20 protein-coding genes and 1 pseudogene are annotated in these 17748 nt (G+C 73.2%); 12 read left to right on the top strand and 9 right to left on the bottom strand.

The genetic code is table 11. The annotated features are described in order from the left end of the window. Positions 1 to 54 precede the first annotated feature (54 nt). Positions 55 to 1842: an adenylyl cyclase gene (locus tag MCBG_RS16900; protein WP_043326954.1), complete on the top strand. Its 1788-nt coding sequence runs from the start codon at positions 55 to 57 to the stop codon at positions 1840 to 1842. A gap of 43 nt (positions 1843 to 1885) precedes the next feature. On the opposite strand, the gene MCBG_RS16895 is transcribed toward MCBG_RS16900, so the two are convergent. Further along, positions 1886 to 2476 (bottom strand): ClpP family protease, encoded by a 591-nt coding sequence (locus MCBG_RS16895; protein ID WP_043326952.1) that lies wholly within the window; start codon positions 2474 to 2476, stop codon positions 1886 to 1888. A gap of 126 nt (positions 2477 to 2602) precedes the next feature. Beyond that, positions 2603 to 3244 carry a helix-turn-helix domain-containing protein gene (locus MCBG_RS16890; RefSeq protein ID WP_043330676.1) on the bottom strand — a complete coding sequence of 214 codons (642 nt, stop codon included), beginning with the start codon at positions 3242 to 3244 and terminating at the stop codon, positions 2603 to 2605. 156 nt (positions 3245 to 3400) lie between these two features. Here MCBG_RS16890 and MCBG_RS16885 point away from each other — a divergent pair, with 156 nt between their 5' ends. Continuing rightward, positions 3401 to 4414, top strand: coding sequence for a potassium channel family protein (locus tag MCBG_RS16885; protein ID WP_043326951.1), 1014 nt, complete (start codon positions 3401 to 3403; stop codon positions 4412 to 4414). Positions 4415 to 4438: 24 nt separating this feature from the next. Here MCBG_RS16885 and MCBG_RS16880 read toward each other — a convergent pair whose 3' ends face one another. Continuing rightward, positions 4439 to 4921 (bottom strand): MarR family winged helix-turn-helix transcriptional regulator, encoded by a 483-nt coding sequence (locus MCBG_RS16880; protein WP_174536704.1) that lies wholly within the window; start codon positions 4919 to 4921, stop codon positions 4439 to 4441. Positions 4922 to 5007: 86 nt separating this feature from the next. On the opposite strand from MCBG_RS16880, the gene MCBG_RS16875 reads away from it, so the two are divergent. Continuing rightward, positions 5008 to 5655, top strand: a complete 648-nt coding sequence (locus tag MCBG_RS16875) for an FMN-dependent NADH-azoreductase (RefSeq protein WP_043326946.1) — start codon at positions 5008 to 5010, stop codon at positions 5653 to 5655. Between the two features lie 79 nt (positions 5656 to 5734). Here MCBG_RS16875 and MCBG_RS16870 read toward each other — a convergent pair whose 3' ends face one another. The 3 genes from MCBG_RS16870 to MCBG_RS16860 all read right to left on the bottom strand — a co-directional run bounded on the left by MCBG_RS16870 (position 5735) and on the right by MCBG_RS16860 (position 10143). Continuing rightward, positions 5735 to 6769 carry a 2-oxoacid:ferredoxin oxidoreductase subunit beta gene (locus tag MCBG_RS16870; RefSeq protein WP_043326944.1) on the bottom strand — a complete coding sequence of 345 codons (1035 nt, stop codon included), beginning with the start codon at positions 6767 to 6769 and terminating at the stop codon, positions 5735 to 5737. Further along, positions 6762 to 8609 (bottom strand): 2-oxoacid:acceptor oxidoreductase subunit alpha, encoded by a 1848-nt coding sequence (locus tag MCBG_RS16865; RefSeq protein ID WP_043326939.1) that lies wholly within the window; start codon positions 8607 to 8609, stop codon positions 6762 to 6764. Before MCBG_RS16865 ends, MCBG_RS16870 begins: the two co-directional genes overlap by 8 nt. A gap of 196 nt (positions 8610 to 8805) precedes the next feature. Further along, positions 8806 to 10143 (bottom strand): hypothetical protein, encoded by a 1338-nt coding sequence (locus tag MCBG_RS16860; RefSeq protein WP_223201250.1) that lies wholly within the window; start codon positions 10141 to 10143, stop codon positions 8806 to 8808. A 188-nt stretch (positions 10144 to 10331) separates the two neighbouring features. Here MCBG_RS16860 and MCBG_RS16855 point away from each other — a divergent pair, with 188 nt between their 5' ends. After that, positions 10332 to 10709, top strand: coding sequence for an NADH-quinone oxidoreductase subunit A (locus tag MCBG_RS16855; RefSeq protein ID WP_030501070.1), 378 nt, complete (start codon positions 10332 to 10334; stop codon positions 10707 to 10709). A 30-nt stretch (positions 10710 to 10739) separates the two neighbouring features. Here the strand turns inward: MCBG_RS16855 and folP are convergent, their stop codons facing one another. Beyond that, a complete protein-coding gene (gene folP / locus MCBG_RS16850) occupies positions 10740 to 11609 on the bottom strand; it encodes a dihydropteroate synthase (RefSeq protein ID WP_043326936.1) in 870 nt (289 codons plus the stop codon). A gap of 152 nt (positions 11610 to 11761) precedes the next feature. Between folP and MCBG_RS34150 the strand changes: the two are divergent. From MCBG_RS34150 to MCBG_RS16825, 6 genes and pseudogenes are all read left to right on the top strand, one after another. After that, positions 11762 to 11968: pseudogene (locus tag MCBG_RS34150) on the top strand (cell division protein DivIVA); the annotation flags it as partial. Between the two features lie 205 nt (positions 11969 to 12173). After that, the gene (locus MCBG_RS34145) at positions 12174 to 12377 is read left to right on the top strand and encodes a hypothetical protein (protein ID WP_223201477.1); all 204 of its coding nucleotides are present in this window, start codon (positions 12174 to 12176) and stop codon (positions 12375 to 12377) included. Then, positions 12374 to 12874 carry an SRPBCC family protein gene (locus tag MCBG_RS16840; RefSeq protein WP_043326933.1) on the top strand — a complete coding sequence of 167 codons (501 nt, stop codon included), beginning with the start codon at positions 12374 to 12376 and terminating at the stop codon, positions 12872 to 12874. Before MCBG_RS34145 ends, MCBG_RS16840 begins: the two co-directional genes overlap by 4 nt. 51 nt (positions 12875 to 12925) lie before the next feature. Next, positions 12926 to 13549: a DNA-3-methyladenine glycosylase I gene (locus MCBG_RS16835; protein WP_051611548.1), complete on the top strand. Its 624-nt coding sequence runs from the start codon at positions 12926 to 12928 to the stop codon at positions 13547 to 13549. Further along, complete coding sequence (locus MCBG_RS16830; RefSeq protein WP_043326931.1) at positions 13546 to 14169, top strand: hypothetical protein; 624 nt, start codon at positions 13546 to 13548, stop codon at positions 14167 to 14169. The genes MCBG_RS16835 and MCBG_RS16830 overlap by 4 nt, the downstream gene beginning before the upstream one ends. 67 nt (positions 14170 to 14236) lie before the next feature. Then, positions 14237 to 14989 (top strand): SDR family NAD(P)-dependent oxidoreductase, encoded by a 753-nt coding sequence (locus MCBG_RS16825; RefSeq protein WP_043326929.1) that lies wholly within the window; start codon positions 14237 to 14239, stop codon positions 14987 to 14989. Positions 14990 to 15030: 41 nt separating this feature from the next. Here MCBG_RS16825 and MCBG_RS16820 read toward each other — a convergent pair whose 3' ends face one another. Together MCBG_RS16820 and MCBG_RS16815 are read right to left on the bottom strand one after the other, a co-directional pair. Beyond that, entirely contained in the window at positions 15031 to 15822 is a 792-nt protein-coding gene (locus tag MCBG_RS16820) for an enoyl-CoA hydratase/isomerase family protein (RefSeq protein ID WP_043326927.1), read from the bottom strand. 4 nt (positions 15823 to 15826) lie between these two features. Beyond that, positions 15827 to 16645, bottom strand: coding sequence for a PaaX family transcriptional regulator (locus MCBG_RS16815; protein ID WP_043326925.1), 819 nt, complete (start codon positions 16643 to 16645; stop codon positions 15827 to 15829). Between the two features lie 190 nt (positions 16646 to 16835). On the opposite strand from MCBG_RS16815, the gene MCBG_RS31835 reads away from it, so the two are divergent. Then, a complete protein-coding gene (locus MCBG_RS31835; RefSeq protein ID WP_013283866.1) occupies positions 16836 to 17003 on the top strand; it encodes a DUF3117 domain-containing protein in 168 nt (55 codons plus the stop codon). A 143-nt stretch (positions 17004 to 17146) separates the two neighbouring features. Continuing rightward, on the top strand, positions 17147 to 17748 hold a 602-nt coding region (locus tag MCBG_RS16810), incomplete at its 3' end, for a M17 family peptidase N-terminal domain-containing protein (protein ID WP_369799311.1).

Here is a 17748-nt window from a genome sequence, read left to right as displayed (position 1 = left end):
GTAGGAACAGCCGAGAGAGCGCTCTCCCGTCCCATCCACCGAACAGGCAGGCAGATGCGATCACCCGACCCCTCCCGCCGCCGTTTCCTCACGCTCACCGCCTCCGCGGCCTCGCTCACCGCCCTCGGCCTCCCGGCCGGCGCCGCCGCCGCGTCCCCGGCCGCGCGCCCGGCACGCGAGCCCGACTTCGGCCCCAACGTCTTCGTGTACGACCCCGGCACGCCGGTGGAGGAGATCCAGTCCACGCTGGACCGGCTCTTCACCGCCCAGGAACGCAACGAGATGGGCTTCGACAGGTACGCCGTGCTGTTCAAGCCCGGCCGCTACGAGGTGGACGCCAGGCTCGGCTACTACACGACTGTCGCTGGTCTCGGCGCCCACCCGGACGACGTGGAGATCCACGGCGCGGTCCGGGTGGTCGGGCAGCCGGACCCGAACTCGCCCGCCGGCATCTCCGCGCTGACCAACTTCTGGCGCTCGGCGGAGAACCTCGCGGTCACCCCGACCGACTGGTCGAACCAATGGGCCGTCTCCCAGGCGTCGCCGATGCGCCGGGTGCACGTCAAGGGTGTGCTGTGGCTGGAACCCGGCAACGGCGGCTACTCCAGCGGCGGCTACATCGCCGACTCCAAGGTGGACGGCATCACCATCAACGGCTCCCAGCAGCAGTGGCTCACCCGGGACAGCGAACTCGGCGGCGAGTGGACCAACGGCGTGTGGAACCAGGTCTTCTCCGGCGTGATCGGCGCGCCCGCCCAGGGCTTCCCCGACCCGCCGTACACGACGCTGCCGACCAGCCCGGTGACCCGGGAGAAGCCGTACCTGTTTGTCGACGCCCGGGGCGCCTGGCGGGTCGCCGTACCGCGTCTGCGCCGGAACACCGCCGGCACCACCTGGGCCACCGGCGGCGCGCCGGTGCCGTCGCTGCCGCTGTCCGCGTTTTTCCTGGCCCGGCCCACCGACTCGGCGAAGCGGATCAACGCGGAACTGGCCCGGGGCCGGCACCTGCTGCTCACCCCCGGCGTCTACCACCTGGACCGGGCCCTGCGGGTACGCCGTCCGAACACCGTCGTGCTCGGCCTCGGCATGCCGAGCCTGGTGCCGGACCGCGGGGACGCGGCGCTGCGGATCGAGGACGTGGACGGGGTCCGCATCGCCGGGGTGCTGGTGGACGCCGGGCCGGTCGAGTCGCCGGTGCTGGTCGAGGTCGGTACGCGGCACTGCCACCGGTCGCACGCCACGAACCCGATCTCGCTGCAGGACGTCTTCTTCCGCATCGGCGGCCCGTACGCCGGGCGGGCGGTGACCAGCCTCGTGGTGCACAGCCGGCACACGCTGATCGACAACATCTGGGCCTGGCGCGGCGACCACGGCCGGGCCGGCACGATCGGCTGGACCGTGAACACCGCCGCCACCGGCGTGATCGTCAACGGTGACGACGTGACCGCGTACGGGCTCTTCGTCGAGCACTACCAGCGCTGGCAGACGATCTGGAACGGCGAGCGCGGCCGGACCGTGTTCTACCAGAGCGAGCTGCCCTACGACCCGCCCAGCCAGGCGGCCTGGCGCAGCCCGACCGGCAACGGCTGGGCCTCGTACAAGGTGGCCGATCACGTCCGCACGCACGAGGCGTGGGGACTGGGCGTCTACTCGTACTTCAACCAGGGCGTGGACATCCGCTGTGACAGGGGGATCGAGGCGCCGCGCCGGGCCGGGGTGCGGTTCCACGACGCGATCACCGTGTTCCTCGACGGCAGCGGCGGGATCGAGCGCACGATAAACGACGTCGGGATGCCGGTCGTCGGCTCGTACGGCACCAGCACGGTGATCAGCTACCCGTGACGTCAGCGGCGGCCCGGCCGGTGATCCGGCCGGGCCGCCCGGCTCACCCGGCGAGCTGGTCGACGCGGGAGAGCACCTGGTCGATCAGGCCGTACTCGCGGGCCTCCTCGGCGGTGAACCAGCGGTCGCGGTCCCAGTCGCGCTGGATCTCCTCCAGCGTGCGCCCGCTGTGCCGGGCGATGAGCTCCTGCATGGTCCGCTTCACGTGCAGCATGTTCTCGGCCTGGATGGTGATGTCGGAGGCCGTGCCGCCCATCCCGCCGGAGGGCTGGTGCATCAGGATCCGGGTGTGCGGCAGCGCGAACCGCTTGCCGGCCGTCCCGGCGCAGAGCAGGAACTGCCCCATCGAGCCGGCGATCCCGAGCGCCAGCGTCGCGACGTCGTTCTTGACGTACCGCATGGTGTCGTAGATGGCCATGCCGGCGCTCACCGAGCCGCCGGGCGAGTTGATGTAGAGGAAGATGTCGCGCTCCGCGTCCTCGGCCGCGAGGAGCAGGATCTGCGCGCAGATCTGATTCGCCGACGCCTCGGTGACCTCGGTGCCGAGGAAGATGATCCGTTCCTTCAGCAACCGCTCGAAGACCCGGTCGTCGAACACCGCCTGCCGATCGTCGAGCATCCAGATGCCACCCATCACCGCGCACCTCCGTACCGCCGGTGGACGGTGGACCGCCCGGGAACCCGGCGGTCTCCAGCGTCCGCCGGGCGCACGGTCGCGGCCCAGGCTTTCTGCCCGGGGCAGATCCGCCCTCGGCAGAAGCTACGCGGCGACCGGCCGCCGCCGGCCCGCGCGGGCCCGCCGCCGGGCCAGCGTGACGGAGGTACGCGGACGGGGGCGGGCGGTCGGGGCGGAGGGAGCCGGCCAGATCCGGATGCCGCCACCGAACCCGATCGGCGTGGCGGCGCCGAGGGGCGCGCCGAGCGGCGCCGGCCCGGGGCCCAGGGGCCGCAGCGTGCCGCCGAGCAGCGGCGTGGCGGTGACCGGCCGACGGGCGACGTGCGGCCGGAGCGAGACGGCGGGCCGGCGGGACACGGGTGGCCGGGACGACACGGCCGGACGGCGCGTGACGGACAGCCGGGGCGGGCCGACCCGCAGCTGTGGCCCGGTGCGGGCGACCGGCACCCGGTCGAACCGGGCCGCCGAGACTCCGGGGACGACCGGCGTCGGCCGCTCGCGGCGCAGCTCGTCACGGGCTTCTTCGAGCAGGTCGGCGAGGTGGATCCCGAGCGCCCGGCAGATCGCGGCGAGCACCTCGGAGGAGGCCTCCTTGCGTCCGCGCTCGACCTCGGAGAGGTAGGGCAGGGAGACGCCGGCGGCCTGGGCCACCTCGCGCAGCGTGCGGCCCTGGCGCAGGCGGATGCGCCGGAGCACCCCGCCGATCACCCGTCGCAGCAACGACATGCCGGCCTCCTCGCGGTCGGGCGCCCCGGACTTACCCATCATGCCCTCTCCACGCCTCCGGCAGCGGCCCCGACGGGTTCCGATCGTCACCCGGCGGGCCGCGTCCCCGCGTACCCGTTATCTTGTGGGCGTGCAGGTGGCGGAGCAGGACCGACGGTGATCCATTTTCCCGCGCAGCGGCGAGGGCCGCTGAGCGCGCTGAGCCTGCGCCTGCTCGCCGCTCTCGGCCTGGTCTTCGCCACGGTGTTCGTGGTGTGGCTCGACCGCGACGGCTACCGCGACGTCGACGACAGCGGCCTGAGCCTGCTCGACTGCTTCTACTATGTGGTGGTCTCGCTCTCCACCACCGGGTACGGCGACATCACGCCGGTCAGCTCGTCGGCTCGACTGGCGAACGTCCTGTTCGTCACCCCCGCCCGGGTGCTCTTCCTGATCATCCTGGTCGGCACCACCCTGGAAGTCCTGACCGAGCAGTACCGCACCGGGCGTCGCCTGTCGCGGTGGAGGAGAACCGTGAAGGACCACGTCATCATCTGCGGCTACGGCACCAAGGGCCGCAGCGCGGTCTCCGCCCTGCTGGAGAACGGCACGGACAAGTCCAAGATCGTGGTGGTCGAGCGCAGTGGCCCGGCGCTTCGGCAGGCCACCTCGAACGGCCTGGTGACGATCGAGGGCTCGGCGACCCGCTCGTCGGTGCTGGAGCAGGCGCACGTGCGTACCGCGAAGTCGGTCATCATCGCGACCGACAGCGACGACGCCTCGGTGCTGGTGGCGCTCACGGTCCGGCAGCTCACCGCCGGTCAGGTGCGGATCATCGCGGCGGTACGCGAGGCGGAGAACGCGCCGCTGCTCAAGCAGAGCGGCGCGCACCACGTGATCGTCTCGTCGGCCACGGCCGGGCGGCTGCTCGGCCTGTCCACCTCGGCCCCGCCCCTGATCGACGTGGTGGAGGACCTGCTCACCCCGGGGCAGGGCATGGCGCTGGCGATGCGGTCGGCCGAGCGCGACGAGGTGGGCCGTTCTCCGCGTGAGCTGGAGTCGCTGGTCATCGCGCTGGTCCGCCGGGGCAAGGTGGTCACGCTCAACGACCGTGCCGGCGCGGTGATCGAGACCGGCGACATGCTGGTCCACGTCCGCGACGACCGGCCGCAGGCCACCACGGCGCTCTGACCCGGCCCCGCTGAGCGCCGGCGGTCAGCAGGCGCCCGGGCCGCCCTCCGCCATCACTTCGCCGCAGGTCGACGACCGGCCCTGGGTGGCCCGTCGCAGCAGGTCGTAGAGCAGGTCCCGCTCGCCGGGCGCCAGCGCGCCGAGAACTTCCTCCTCGGCTCCGGCGAGCGCGCACTCGGCCTCGCGCAGTCGCTTCGTGCCCGCCTCGGTGAGGCGTACCTCGTGCCGGCGGCGGTCCTCCGGGGAGCGGCGGCGCTCGGCCAGGCCGTCCGCCTCCAGGTCGTTGAGCAGCCCGACCACGTTCGTGCTGTCGAGCTGGAGCGTGCCGGCGAGCGCCTGCTGGCTGATGCCGCCGGAGTCGCGCAGCACGGTGAGCGCCACCAGGTGGCGGGGGCGCAGGCCCAGCGGGGCCAGCACCGACTCCGAGCGCAGCCGCATCCGCCGGGCCAGGTGGTCGAGCAGGGGCCCGGAGCGGCGCTCGGACTCCTCGACCGGTGCGGCGGACATGTGACCCAGTTTACGCGCTCCGAGGAACATCGACCTGCTATAAATAGTTGGTTCTACACGAACGATCGTCGGAGGAGGAATCACCAATGGCACACCTACTGCACATCGACTCCAGCATCACCGGGGAGCGGTCGATCAGCCGGCGGCTCACCGCCCGCGCCGCCGCCGCCTGGCGCGCCGCCCACCCGGACGGCACCGTCACCTACCGGGACCTGGGACAGAACCCGCTGCCGCACCTGAACACCGCGAGCGGCCTCGCGCGCATGGTGCCGCCGGATCAGCACACCCCCGATCAGGCGGCGTCCTGGCGGCTGACCGAGGAGGTCGTGGCCGAGGTGAAGCAGGCCGACACGGTCCTGCTCGGGCTCCCGCTCTACAACTACGGCGCGCCCAGCAGCGTGAAGTCCTGGGTCGACCACCTGATCGCCCCCGGCATCGCCTACGACCCGGTGACGAACGCCGGGCTGCTCGGCGACCGCCAGTTCGTCGTCCTGGTCAGCCGCGGCGGCGGGTACGGCCCGGGCACCCCGCGCGAGGGCTGGGACCACGCCGAGCCGTGGCTGCCGCACGGCCTGTCCCTGACCGGCCTGGAGCCGCGGTTCATCTGCGCCGAGCTGACCCTGGCCCCGGTCAACCCGGCGATGGCCGAGCTGGTCCCGCTGTTCGAGCAGAGCCTCGCCGCGGCCGAGCGGGCCGTCGACGACCTGTGGGTGCCCGCCTCGGCGGCCGCCTGACCGGGCTGCGTCACACGCGAGAGGGCGGGCCGCTCCACGGGGAACGGCCCGCCCTCTCGCGTGACGCGTCAGCGGCGGATCAGAGGATCGTCCAGGTGTCGCCGCTGCCGAGCAGCGCGGCGAGCTGCTGCTCCGGGGTCTTGTCCACGCTCGCCTTGGCGGCCGCGACCTGCTCCTGCACCACGCTGTCGTAGGAGGGGCGGCCCACCGACCGGAACACGCCGATCGGGGTGTTGCTCAGATCCAGGCCGGGCAGCCGGGACAGCGCGAACGCGTACGCCGGGTCGGCCACGCCCGCGTCGTGCACCACGATCTCCTCGGCCGGCGTGTTCGCGGTCTCCCGGACCTCCAGGCCGAAGCCGCCCGGCGGGTGGACGACGCAGAACTGCCCGTCCTTGCCGAACGTGATCGGCTGCCCGTGCTCCAGCCGGATCAGGAAGTCGTCCCGGGTGGCCGGCTCCTTCAGCGTGTCGAACGCGCCGTCGTTGAAGATGTTGCAGTTCTGGTAGATCTCCACGAACGCGGAGCCCTCGTGCTGGGCGGCGGCCCGCAGCACCGACTGGAGGTGCTTGCGGTCCGAGTCGATCGTCCGGGCCACGAACGTGGCCTCGGCGCCGAGCGCCAGCGACAGCGGGTTGAACGGCGCGTCCGCCGAACCGACCGGCGTCGACTTGGTGATCTTGCCGACCTCGGAGGTCGGCGAGTACTGGCCCTTGGTCAACCCGTAGATCCGGTTGTTGAACAGCAGGATCTTCAGGTTGACGTTGCGGCGCAGCGCGTGGATCAGGTGGTTGCCGCCGATGGAGAGCGCGTCGCCGTCACCGGTGACCACCCAGACCGACAGGTCCGGCCGGGACACCGACAGGCCGGTGGCGATCGCCGGGGCACGCCCGTGGATCGAGTGCATCCCGTACGTGTTCATGTAGTACGGGAAGCGCGACGAGCAGCCGATGCCCGAGACGAAGACGATGTTCTCCCGGGGGATGTTCAGCTCCGGCATGAAGCCCTGCACGGCCGCCAGGATGGCGTAGTCGCCGCAGCCGGGGCACCAGCGCACCTCCTGGTCGGACTTGAAGTCCTTGGCGGTGAGCTTGAGGGCGACGGGCTCAGACATTCTTCAGGACCTCTTCCAGCATCGTCTCCAGCTCGGCGGCGGTGAACGGCAGACCGCGGACCTGGTTGTAGCCGATCGCGTCGACCAGGTACTTCGCCCGGATCACGTGGGCGAGCTGGCCGAGGTTCATCTCCGGCACGACCACCTTGTCGTACCGGGCCAGCACCTCGCCGAGGTTGGCCGGCATCGGGGCCAGGTGCCGCAGGTGCGCCTGGGCCACCGAGTGCCCGCGCTGGCGCAGGCCACGGCAGGCCGCGCCGATCGGGCCGTACGTGGAGCCCCAGCCCAGCACCAGCACCCGGGCGTCGCCGTCCGGGTCCTCCACCTCGACGGCCGGCACCGGGATGGTCTCGATCCGGGCCGCGCGGGTCCGCACCATGAAGTCGTGGTTGTCCGGGTCGTACGAGATGTCGCCGGTCTTGTCGGCCTTCTCCAAGCCGCCGATCCGGTGCTCCAGACCGGCCGTGCCGGGCACCGCCCACGGGCGGGCCAGCGTCTGCGGGTCCCGCAGGTACGGCAGGAAGGTGGTGCCGTCCTCGCCGTTGGGCTTCGTGGCGAACTCGACCCGCAGGTCGGGCAGCGACTCCACGTCCGGCAGCAGCCACGGCTCGGAGCCGTTGGCGACGTAGTTGTCCGACAGCAGGATCACCGGCGTGCGGTAGGTCAGCGCGATCCGGGCCGCCTCCAGCGCCGCGTGGAAGCAGTCCGACGGCGACTTCGGCGCGATTACCGCGACCGGGGCCTCGCCGTGCCGGCCGTACAGGGCCATGTTCAGGTCGGCCTGCTCGGTCTTGGTCGGCATGCCGGTGGACGGTCCGGCCCGCTGCACGTCGACGATGACCAGCGGCAGTTCCAGCGCCACCGCGAGGGAGATCGTCTCGCTCTTCAGCGCCACACCGGGACCGCTCGTCGTGGTGACGCCGAGCGAGCCGCCGTACGACGCGCCGAGCGCCGCACCGACCGCGGCGATCTCGTCCTCGGCCTGCATGGTGACCACGCCGAACTTCTTGTGCTTGCTCAGCTCGTGCAGGATGTCCGAGGCCGGCGTGATCGGGTACGCGCCGAGGAACACCGGCAGCCCGGAGCGCACCCCGGCGGCCACCAGGCCCAGCGACAGCGCCGCGTTGCCGGTGATGTTCCGGTAGGTGCCGGGCAGCATCTTGGCCGGCTTGACCTCGTACCGGACGGAGAAGTCCTCGGTGGTCTCGCCGAAGTTCCAGCCGGCCCGGAACGCGGCCACGTTCGCCGCCACCAGCTCGGGGCGGGCCGCGAACTTGCGCTCCAGGAAGCGCAGCGTGGACTCGTACGGGCGGGAGTACATCCAGCTCAGCAGCCCGAGCGCGAACATGTTCTTGGCGCGCTCGGCGTCCTTCTTGGAGACGTCGTGCTCGGCCAGCGCGCCGATCGTCATCGAGGTGAGCGCCACCGGGTGCACCGCGTACCCGTCGAGCGAGTCGTCGTCCAGCGGGCTGGTCGCGTAGCCGACCTTCGCCAGGTTGCGCCGGGTGAACTCGTCGGTGTTGACGATGATGTCCGCCCCGCGCGGCAGGTCGGCCAGGTTGGCCTTGAGCGCGGCCGGGTTCATCGCCACCAGCACGTTCGGCGCGTCACCCGGGGTCAGGATGTCGTAGTCGGCGAAGTGCACCTGGAAGCTGGAGACGCCGGGAAGGGTGCCGGCGGGGGCGCGGATCTCGGCCGGGAAGTTGGGCAACGTGGAGATGTCGTTGCCCAGCTGCGCCGTCTCCGACGTGAACCGGTCGCCGGTGAGCTGCATGCCGTCGCCGGAGTCCCCGGCGAACCGGATGACCACCCGGTCCAGTTGACGGATCTGCTTGGTCACACCCGCACCTCGCTTCGCTGAGCGCCGTCGCCCCTGCCGGCCCGGCCCGCTCCGATTCTCACGTCAGAGCCTACGTCGCCACGTTAGGGCCACCTTGGTCGAGGTCCGACGTATGGGACTGGTTCGGGCCGCTGTATGCCCCGCTTTGCAGCGTTTAGTACCTGGGTCCGTAACCCAGATCACCACGTATTCATGATCACCGGTCGGTTGCCGGCCGCTCCGGCACCGTGATGTCACTGCGGCGGCGCAGCGAGCGGGTCGCCAGCGTCAGCGCGAGCACGACCAGGAGGCCGGACACGGCGATCAGCGCGATCGCGGTCCGCCGGGTCGAGGCGTCGTCGTCGGCCGGCCCGCCACCGGCGGCGAGCACGCCCTGCGAGGCGGTCGGACCCGGCACGCCCACCGGCGGGGTGGCGTCCGCCGCGGCGGCGCTGATCCGAAAGCTCATCTGCACCTGCCGGTCCCGCCCGCTGCGCGGGTCCAGCCGGCCGATCACCGCGCCGGCCAGCGGGGCACGGCGCTGCGCCTCGGCCGAGGCGGCGAGCGTCAGCCGCAGGGTCGCGGTCCGGCCGGCCGGCAGGACGCCCAGCTCGCACCGGGTCCGGTCGGGCGTCACCGCGGCACAGCCGCTCCCGGTGTCGCCGACCGTGACACCGGCCGGCAGGAGCACCTCGACACGGCCCGCGGCGTCGACAGCGCCGGTGTTGCCGAGCCTTACGGTGAGCGTGCTGGGCGCGCCACTGATGTCGAACAGCACCTCGTCGGCGCGCAGCGAGATCCCGGGCACCGGCGGCCCGGGCGGGAAGAGCACCGGGAAGCCCTCGTCGTCGTACGCCGCTCCGCTGACCCCCGGCGCGACGGCGGTGACCTGCACGGAACCGGTCAGCGGCATGGTCCGCCAGGCGTCGCCGTCGACCCGTACCCGGATGGTCGCGCTGAACCGGGCGCCCGGCTCGGCGTCCCACCCGACGCAGCTGTGGTTGGCGCCGCCGGTCGGCTGGCAGCCCGGCGTGCCCGCGTCGGTCAGCCCGGGCGGCAGCGTGTAGGCGAGCGTGATCCGCTCCGCCCGGCCGCCGGTGTTCGTCACCGTCACCCGCAGCGTGGCCACCGTGCTGTCGGCGTTCCAGTAGTCGGGCGTGAGCACCACGTCCTCGGTGTTCACCCGTACCCCGAGCGGCCCGCCGGGCGGCTGGGCCGAGGGCGGCGGCGGGGGCTGGACCGGCGGCACGACCGGCGGCGGCGCGCTGGTGGTGTTCGGGGCCGCGCTGGTCGGCGCCGGTTCGACGGGCGGGCTGCTGACCGGCGGGGCCGGCGCGGTGGTGACCGGCGGCGGAGGCGTGCTCGGGGGTGGCGGCGCCTCGGTGGGCGGCGGTGCGGGCGAGCTGGTTCCCGGGTCCGCGGTGGGGACCGGTTCGGTCGGCTCGCCGGCCGGATCGGCGGGTTCGATCACCCGGGCCAGGCCGGCCGGACCTCCGGCGGCGGCCGTGGCTCCGGCCGGCACCACCGCCACCGCCGCCGCGACCAACGCGGGCACCAGCAGTGCGAGGGTACGACGGAGCGCGGCCCGCCGAACGGGTCGAACGCGCAGGCGGGCCATCTGTCCTCCGGGGCGGGTCAAGGTGTCCCATTATTCGGTGACGCTTGCCATCAGGCACTAGTCCTGCCAGGAAACGAATTCGTAACGTGTCCGGGACATCTGGACGGGACCGGTACGCTCCGCTCGTGACCGGATATCTCGGCTCGTACGCCACGCTCGGTCTGCTGCTGCTCGCCGCCGTGCTCTTCTTCGTGACGGCGTTCTCCGCGAACCGGGTGTTACGTCCGAGCCGCCCGGCCGAGCCGTGGGGCAAACGGGCCACGTACGAGTGCGGCATCGACCCGGTCGGCGGCGACTGGGCCCAGATGCAGATCCGCTACTACGTCTACGCCTACCTGTACGTGCTCTTCGCGGTCGAGGCGGTCTTCCTGTTCCCCTGGGCGCTGGTGTTCGACCGGCCCGGCTTCGGCGCCACCACCGTGGTCGAGATGGGCGTCTTCGTGGCGATCGTCGCGCTCGGCATCCTCTACGCCTGGCGGCGCGGCGTCCTGCGCTGGACCTGACCCGTCAGGCGCCGCGCGTCACCTGACCTCCTAGGCCAGCCCGCGCCGGGTCGCCGCCGGCGGCCGGTCGCCCCGGATCGAGGCCACCATGTCCAGCACCCGGCGGGTCTCGCGGACCTGGTGGGCGCGGAACACCCGGGCGCCGAGCCAGGCCGAGACCGCGGTGGCGGCGAGCGTCCCCTCCAACCGCTCGGGCACCGGCAGGTCGAGCGTCTCGCCGATGAAGTCCTTGTTCGACAGGGCCACCAGCAGCGGCCAGCCGGTGTCGGTCAGCTCCGCCAGCCGCCGGGTGATCTCCAGCGAGTGCCGGGTGTTCTTGCCGAAGTCGTGCGCCGGGTCGATCAGGATGCCGTCCCGGCGTACGCCCAGCCCGGCCGCGCGTTCGGCCAGCCCGGTCACCGTGGTGAGCACGTCGGCCACCACGTCGTCGAAGTGGGCCCGGTGCGGCCGGGTACGCGGCGCGAGCCCGCCGGCGTGCGAGCAGACCAGCCCGGCGCCGGTCGCCGCGGCGACCCGGGCCAGCGCCGGATCCGCCCCCGACCAGGTGTCGTTGAGCAGGTCCGCGCCGGCCGCCACCGCCTCCACCGCCACCTCGGCCCGCCAGGTGTCGATGGAGACGACCACCTCGGGGAAGGCGGACCGGACCGCGGCGATGGTGTCCACCGTCCGCCGGATCTCCTCGGCCACGTCCACCTCGTCGCCCGGGCCGGCCTTCACCCCGCCGATGTCGATGATCTCAGCGCCCTCGTCGACCGCGCGCTCCACCGCGCGCAGCGCGCTGTCCTGGGCGAACGTGGCGCCCCGGTCGAAGAACGAGTCGGGCGTGCGGTTGACGATCGCCATCACCACCAGCTCACCGGGGCCGAACGTCCGTCCGCCCAGCCGCAACGCCCCGGTCATGCCCGCCTCCTCGTCGCCCGCGCTCGCCGGCCGGTCCGACGCTATCCGGTCCCGTGCGCGCCACCCCTGCCGGTCCCGTGCGTCGGACGCATTTACCGACCGGACGTCCCGGAGGGCTCGCCCGATCCCGGCCCGCATGCCACGATCTGTGCATGGGTGAGGTTCTGCTCCTCTTGGTCGTCGCGCTGACAGTCGCGGCGGTGGTGTTCGGCGTGACGGTGCTGGTCTCCGGCAAGGATCCGGGCCTGACACCGGCCGAGCCGGACGGGCGGGCCGTGCCCCTGCCGGGCAGCCGTCCGCTCGACGAGTCGGACGTGACAGGCGTCCGCTTCGACACCGCGCTGCGCGGCTACCGGATGGCCCAGGTCGACTCCGCGCTGCGCCGCGCGGCGTACGACATCGGCTACAAGTCCGAGCTGATCAGCGTGTTGGAGGCGGAGAACGCGGCCCTGCGCGACGGCCGCACCGAGGACGTCCGACGCGCTGCGCCGGGCGCGCGAGGAGGCCGCCGCGACCCGGCCCGAGACCGAGCAGGCGCCCGACCCGTCCGACCTGGAGCCGGTGGTGATCGACCTGTCCGCGCCCGAGCAGCCGTCCCGTACCGACGCCGACGGACAGCCGGGAGGCACCCCGGCCGAGCCGGGCGTGGCGGAGGCCCCCGCCGCCGCGGCGACCGAGGACACCGTCTCCCCGGCGAACGGGATCGCTGCCGGCTCGGCCGACGACGACCGGGAGCGCGGTTCGGTGGTCCGGTCGGAGTCCGCGTGACCGGCGCCGGCCGCCCGGCCGACGACTTCACCGAGGCGTCCCGGCGCGGCGCCGGCGAGGTCACCGCCACCGTGATCGTCGACGCGCCGGCCGATCGCGTCTTCGCCGCGCTCACCGCCTGGGAACGCCAGTCGGACTGGATCCCGCTGACCCGGGTCCGGGTGGTCGAGGGTGACGGCGGCGAGGGCAGCCTGGTCGAGGCGGTCACCGCGCTCGGCCCGGCCGTGCTCCGGGACGAGATGCGTGTGGTCCGGGTCGACGCCCCGTACGAGGTCGGCGTGGTGCACTGCGGCAAGCTGCTGCGCGGCCCCGGCGTGCTGCGCTGCACCCCGATGGACCGCGACCGCACCCAGGTGGTCTGGCACGAGTGGTTCCACCTGCCGGGTGGCCCGGCCGGGCGGGTGGCCTGGCCGGTGCTCTGGCCCGGCTCGAAGTTCAGCCTGACCCAGGCGTTGAAGAAGTTCGCCCGGCTGGTCGAGCAGGGCCGGCTGCCCTGACCGGCGGTCGGCGCGGCGGGGCTGTCGGTGGCCCGGCCTATCGTGGACGCCGTGACTGACCTGGTGAACGGCCCCGACGGGCTGCCGCGCTGCGCGTGGGGAGCGAGCACCCCCGACTACGCCGTCTACCACGACGAGGAGTGGGGCCGGCCGCTGCGCGGCGACGACGCGCTCTACGAGCGGCTGACGCTGGAGGCGTTCCAGTCCGGCCTGTCCTGGCTGACCATCCTGCGCAAGCGGCAGGCGTTCCGGGACGCCTTCGCCGGGTTCCGGATCGAGTCGGTGGCCCGCTACGGCGAGTCCGACGTGGCCCGGCTGATGGCCGACGCGGGGATCGTCCGAAACCGGGCCAAGATCGAGGCGGCGATCGCCAACGCCCGGGCCGCGTCGGAGCTGCCCGAGGGCCTCTCCGCGCTGCTCTGGTCGTTCGCGCCGCCGCCCCGGGCGGCGCGCCCCCGGTCCTTCGCCGAGGTGCCGGCCACCAGCCCGGAGTCCGCCGCGATGGCCAAGGCGCTCAAGAAGCGGGGCTTCCGGTTCGTCGGCCCCACCACCGCCTACGCGCTGATGCAGGCCACCGGCATGGTCGACGACCACCTGGCCGACTGTCACGTGAGCGGTGACCGGCCGGGGTGTGACCGAGCGCGCCACCTCCGGCGTGATGGGATTGGGACATGACCGACACCGAGCCGCGTACGAGCGGGACGACCGACGGTGAGACCACTACCGGCGCCTGGGCGGTGCTGCTGCCCGCCGAGCGCTTCGAGGCCGAGCGGCTGGTGCACCACGACGTGCTGGAGCTGACCGGGCCGGCCGCAGCGGCCCGCCCGCGCCCCGGCGACCGGGTGGCGGTGCTGGTCGACGAGCCGCTGCGGCTGGTCGCGCTCGGCCGGGTCGCGCTCGCGGCGTCCGGGACCCGGGAGGACCCGGACGATCCGCAGTCCGACCTGGCGGCCGGGCCGCTCGTGGTCGCGTACACCCGGCGGGCGCTGGACGAGCCGGTTCCGGTCGACGGCCCGGCGCCGGACGGACCGGTGGTCGCGCTCGACCCGGCCCGCTGGCGGGCGCTGGCCGACCGGCTCGGCCCGCCGCCGGCCCGCAGCACCTGGCTGGTCAGCCTGGACCTGCCGATCGAGGCGGCGTCGCGGGCCGAGGCGGTCCGGATCTTCTGGTCCTACGTGCAGGAGCTGGGCCCGCGGGAGCTGCCGGCGTTCGTCTCGCCCTACGGCGACGAGCTGGCCATGCAGGCGTTCGTGCTCGGCGTCGAGGCCAACCAGGATCCGGAAGAGGACGACTGACCCCCCGTCCCGGGCGGTAGCGTCCGGGACGAGGGCCGGCGCCGGCCGGCGTGGTCAAGGGGGTGCCATGCGGTTCCGGGACAGGGTCGTGCTGGTGACCGGCGGAGCGTCCGGCCTGGGTGAGGCGACGGCGCGCCGGTTCGCCGCCGAGGGCGGCAAGCTGGTGATCGCGGACATCAACACCGAGGGCGCCGAACGGGTGGCGTCGAGCCTGCCGGACGCGCTCGCGGTGACCATGGACACCGGCGACGCCACCTCCGTCGAGCGCGGCATCGCCGAGGCGGTCGCGCGGTACGGCAGGCTCGACGTGATCTTCAACAACGCCGGCATCGACGGGCAGCAGCAGGCGCTGCACGAGATGGACCTGGCGAACTGGGAGAAGGTCCGCCGGATCAACGGCGACGGCGTGTTCTACGTGCTGCGGTACGGCATCGACGCGATGCTGCGCTCCGGCGGCGGCGCGATCGTCAACACCTCGTCCACGGCCGGGCTGACCGCGCAGGACAACATCTCGCCGTACACGTTCACCAAGGCCGGCATCGTCGGGCTGACCCGGTCCGCGGCCGTCGAGTACGCCGCCCGGGGCGTACGCGTCAACGCGGTCGCCCCGACAGTGGTGATGACCCCGCTCGTGGAGCACTTCATCGCGAACGCGCCGGACCCGGAACAGATGCGCCGGCAGATGGAGTCGTTCAACCCGAAGCCCGGCATCCCGACCGCCGACGACGTGGCGGGCGTGGTGCTCTTCCTCGCCTCCGACGACGCGGCCTGGGTCACCGGGCACACGATCCCCATCGACGGCGGCTACGTGGCCCGCTGAGCGGGCGCGCGAGGGGTGCCCGGCGCCCGCCCCGGCCCGGTTCAGCGGCCCTCGAAGACCGGCTTCTGCTTGTTGACGAACGCCTTGGTGGCGGCGTGGTGGTCGGCGGTGGCGCCGCAGATCGCCTGCGCCTGCGCCTCGGCGGCCAGCGCGTCGGCGAGCGTGCCGGCGTCGGCGATGGAGAGCTGGCGCTTGATCGCCCCGTACGCGACGGTCGGGCCGGCGGCGAGCCGCGCGGCCAGCTCCTGCGCGGCCGGGAGCACCTGCTCGTCGTCGTCCACCAGCCGGTTCAGCAGGCCAAGCCGGCAGGCGTCGTCGGCGCTCACCGGCTCGGCGAGCATCAGCAGCTCGACGGCCTTGGCGTGGCCGACCAGCCGGGGCAGCGTCCAGGACGCGCCGGTGTCGGCGGCCAGCCCCACCCCGGCGAAGGCCATCAGGAAACGGGTCTTCGGGCCGCCGATGCGGAAGTCGGCGAGCAGGGCCAGTGAGGCGCCCGCCCCGGCGGCCATGCCGCGCACCGCGGCGACCACCGGCTTGGGCAGGTTGGCCAGCCGGGCGGCGATCGGGTTGTAGTGCGCCCGGACCGTGCCCAGCGGGTCGGCGTCGGCCGAGTCCAGCGTCTGCACGTGCTCGCGCAGGTCCTGCCCGGCGCTGAACGAGCCGCCCGCGCCGGTCAGCACCACGGCCCGGCAGGAGCGGTCGGTCTCCAGCTCGGCCAGGGTGTCCCGGAGCGCCTCCTTGAGCGCCACGTCGAGCGAGTTCATCGCCGTCGGGCGGTTCAGCGTCAGGGTGACGACGGCGTCGGTGCGGTCGACGAGCAGCGGCTCGGTCACGTTTCTAACGACCCTTCTGTCGTGCCAGGCGGTTGCTCGCGTCGAGGCACTGCTCGACGTACCGGTCGGCGGCCGGCCGGAGCCGGGCGGCGTGCCGGTCGAAGAAGCTGGCCGCGCTGGTGCCCGGCCACCGCTCGGGTAGCAGCGCCGGTGGCAGCTGCGGGTCCCGGAACAGGAACGTACGCCACGCGTGCACGAGCCGGAACCGGGCCGCGTACGCGTCCTCGTCGCTGCTGCGCACCGTGACGCCGGACAGGAGCGGCTTCTGCTCGGCGACGAAACGCTCGTACGCGCGGCCGATCTCGGCCAGGTCCCACGCGCGGCGGACCACGCCCATCGCGCCGGGCGTGCCGGAGGTGTGGGCGGCGGTGAACCGCTCGTAGCGCACGCCCGCCTCGTCGAGCAGCAGGTCGACGTCCTCGCCGGCGCGGGTGGCGACCCAGGTGCAGTCGTCGAGCGTGCCGTAGCCGAGGAAGCTGAGGTTGGCGGCGAGCCGCTGCCGGTCGCGGCGGGACGCGGGCGGGGTGAGCACCAGGAGGTCGAACCGTCCGTCCCAGCTGTGCCGTCCGGTCCGGTAGATCCGCGACGCCGCCTCGTCGAGTCGACGTGCCGCCTTCGGGGTGATCGAATACCCGGGTCCGGAGGCGAGCCGGAGTGGTTCCAGCCAGCCCTGGCGGACCATCCGGCTGACCGCGGTGCGCACCGCCGGTGGGGCGATCCCGAGCGGGGCGAGCAGCTTGACCAGGGCGGCGACGGGTGCGCGGCCACCTCGGGCCCGGAGGTGGTCGCCGTACAGGTCGAAGAGTGCCGACCGTGCCTGCATGACCGCACATTGTGACAGGCCTATCCAAGATAAGCTAGATGCTGTTACATCAATGCTGCTTCGGTTTGGGTCCGGCGGTGTTCATCAGGGAAAATCGTTGGTCGAGCCTCCCGTGATGGTTGCGGTTGGCGTTGGCGAAGTGGCTGTGGGGCAACTCACCGACCCTGGTGTAGGTCTGAGGGGAGACAACATGGCGGCGATGAAGCCGCGGACGGGCGACGGTCCGCTGGAAGTCACCAAGGAGGGCCGGGGCATCGTCATGCGTGTCCCGCTGGAGGGTGGTGGCCGGCTCGTCGTCGAGATGACTCCCGACGAGGCCACCGCGTTGGGTGACGCGCTGAAGGCGGCAGCGGGCTGATTCGAGGAGTGTCCGCGTGGCGTCCGCCGCGCGGGCGGTTCGTCATACCCTGAGCCACCGGCACCGCCGGTGGCTCAGGGCCTTCCTCTGCGGGTGAGCGATGAAACGTCCCCGTTGAAACCATTTCGGAGGTACGGTCCAGCGTGCTGGTCATTCGTCTGGTGAGTGGGCCCGCGGGGTCCGACGCTCTCGTCCTGCCCGTCCGTCCCGGGAAGCCCGACTCCGCGGACTCGTCCGGCTCTCCGGCCGAACTGGTCCCGACCGCCGTCGCGCCCGGCGACGACGTCCGGGCCGAGGCCGCCGCCCTGCTGCCCGCCACCCGGCTCACCGGCGCCGCCGGTGAGGTACGCGAGCACCTGCGTCCCGGCGGCGCTCCGGCACGGCTGTGGCTGCTCGGCGTCGGGTCCGGCGACGAGCGCGACTGGCGCACCGCGGGCGCCGCGCTGGCCCGCGCGGCGAAGGATGAGACGCAGATCACCATCGCGCTTCCCGGCGAGGCGACCGAGGCGCTGCGCGGCCTGGCCGAGGGCCTGCTGCTCGGCTCGTACCGCTTCCGCCTCACCGAGTCCGGCGGACGCCCGGCCCTGGCCGAGGCGCTGGTGCTCGTCGACGACCCGGAGGCGCTCGCGGGCACGCTCGACGCCGCCCGGACCACCGCCGAGATGACCCGCCTGGCCCGGGACCTCACGAACACGCCCTCGTCCACCAAGAACCCGGAGTGGTTCGCCGAGCAGGTGGCCGGGCC

This window comes from Micromonospora sp. M42 (assembly GCF_000568915.1).
GTDB classification, from domain to species: Bacteria; Actinomycetota; Actinomycetes; order Mycobacteriales; family Micromonosporaceae; genus Micromonospora; species Micromonospora chalcea.
This window is presented reverse-complemented; position numbering and strand designations above follow the sequence as displayed.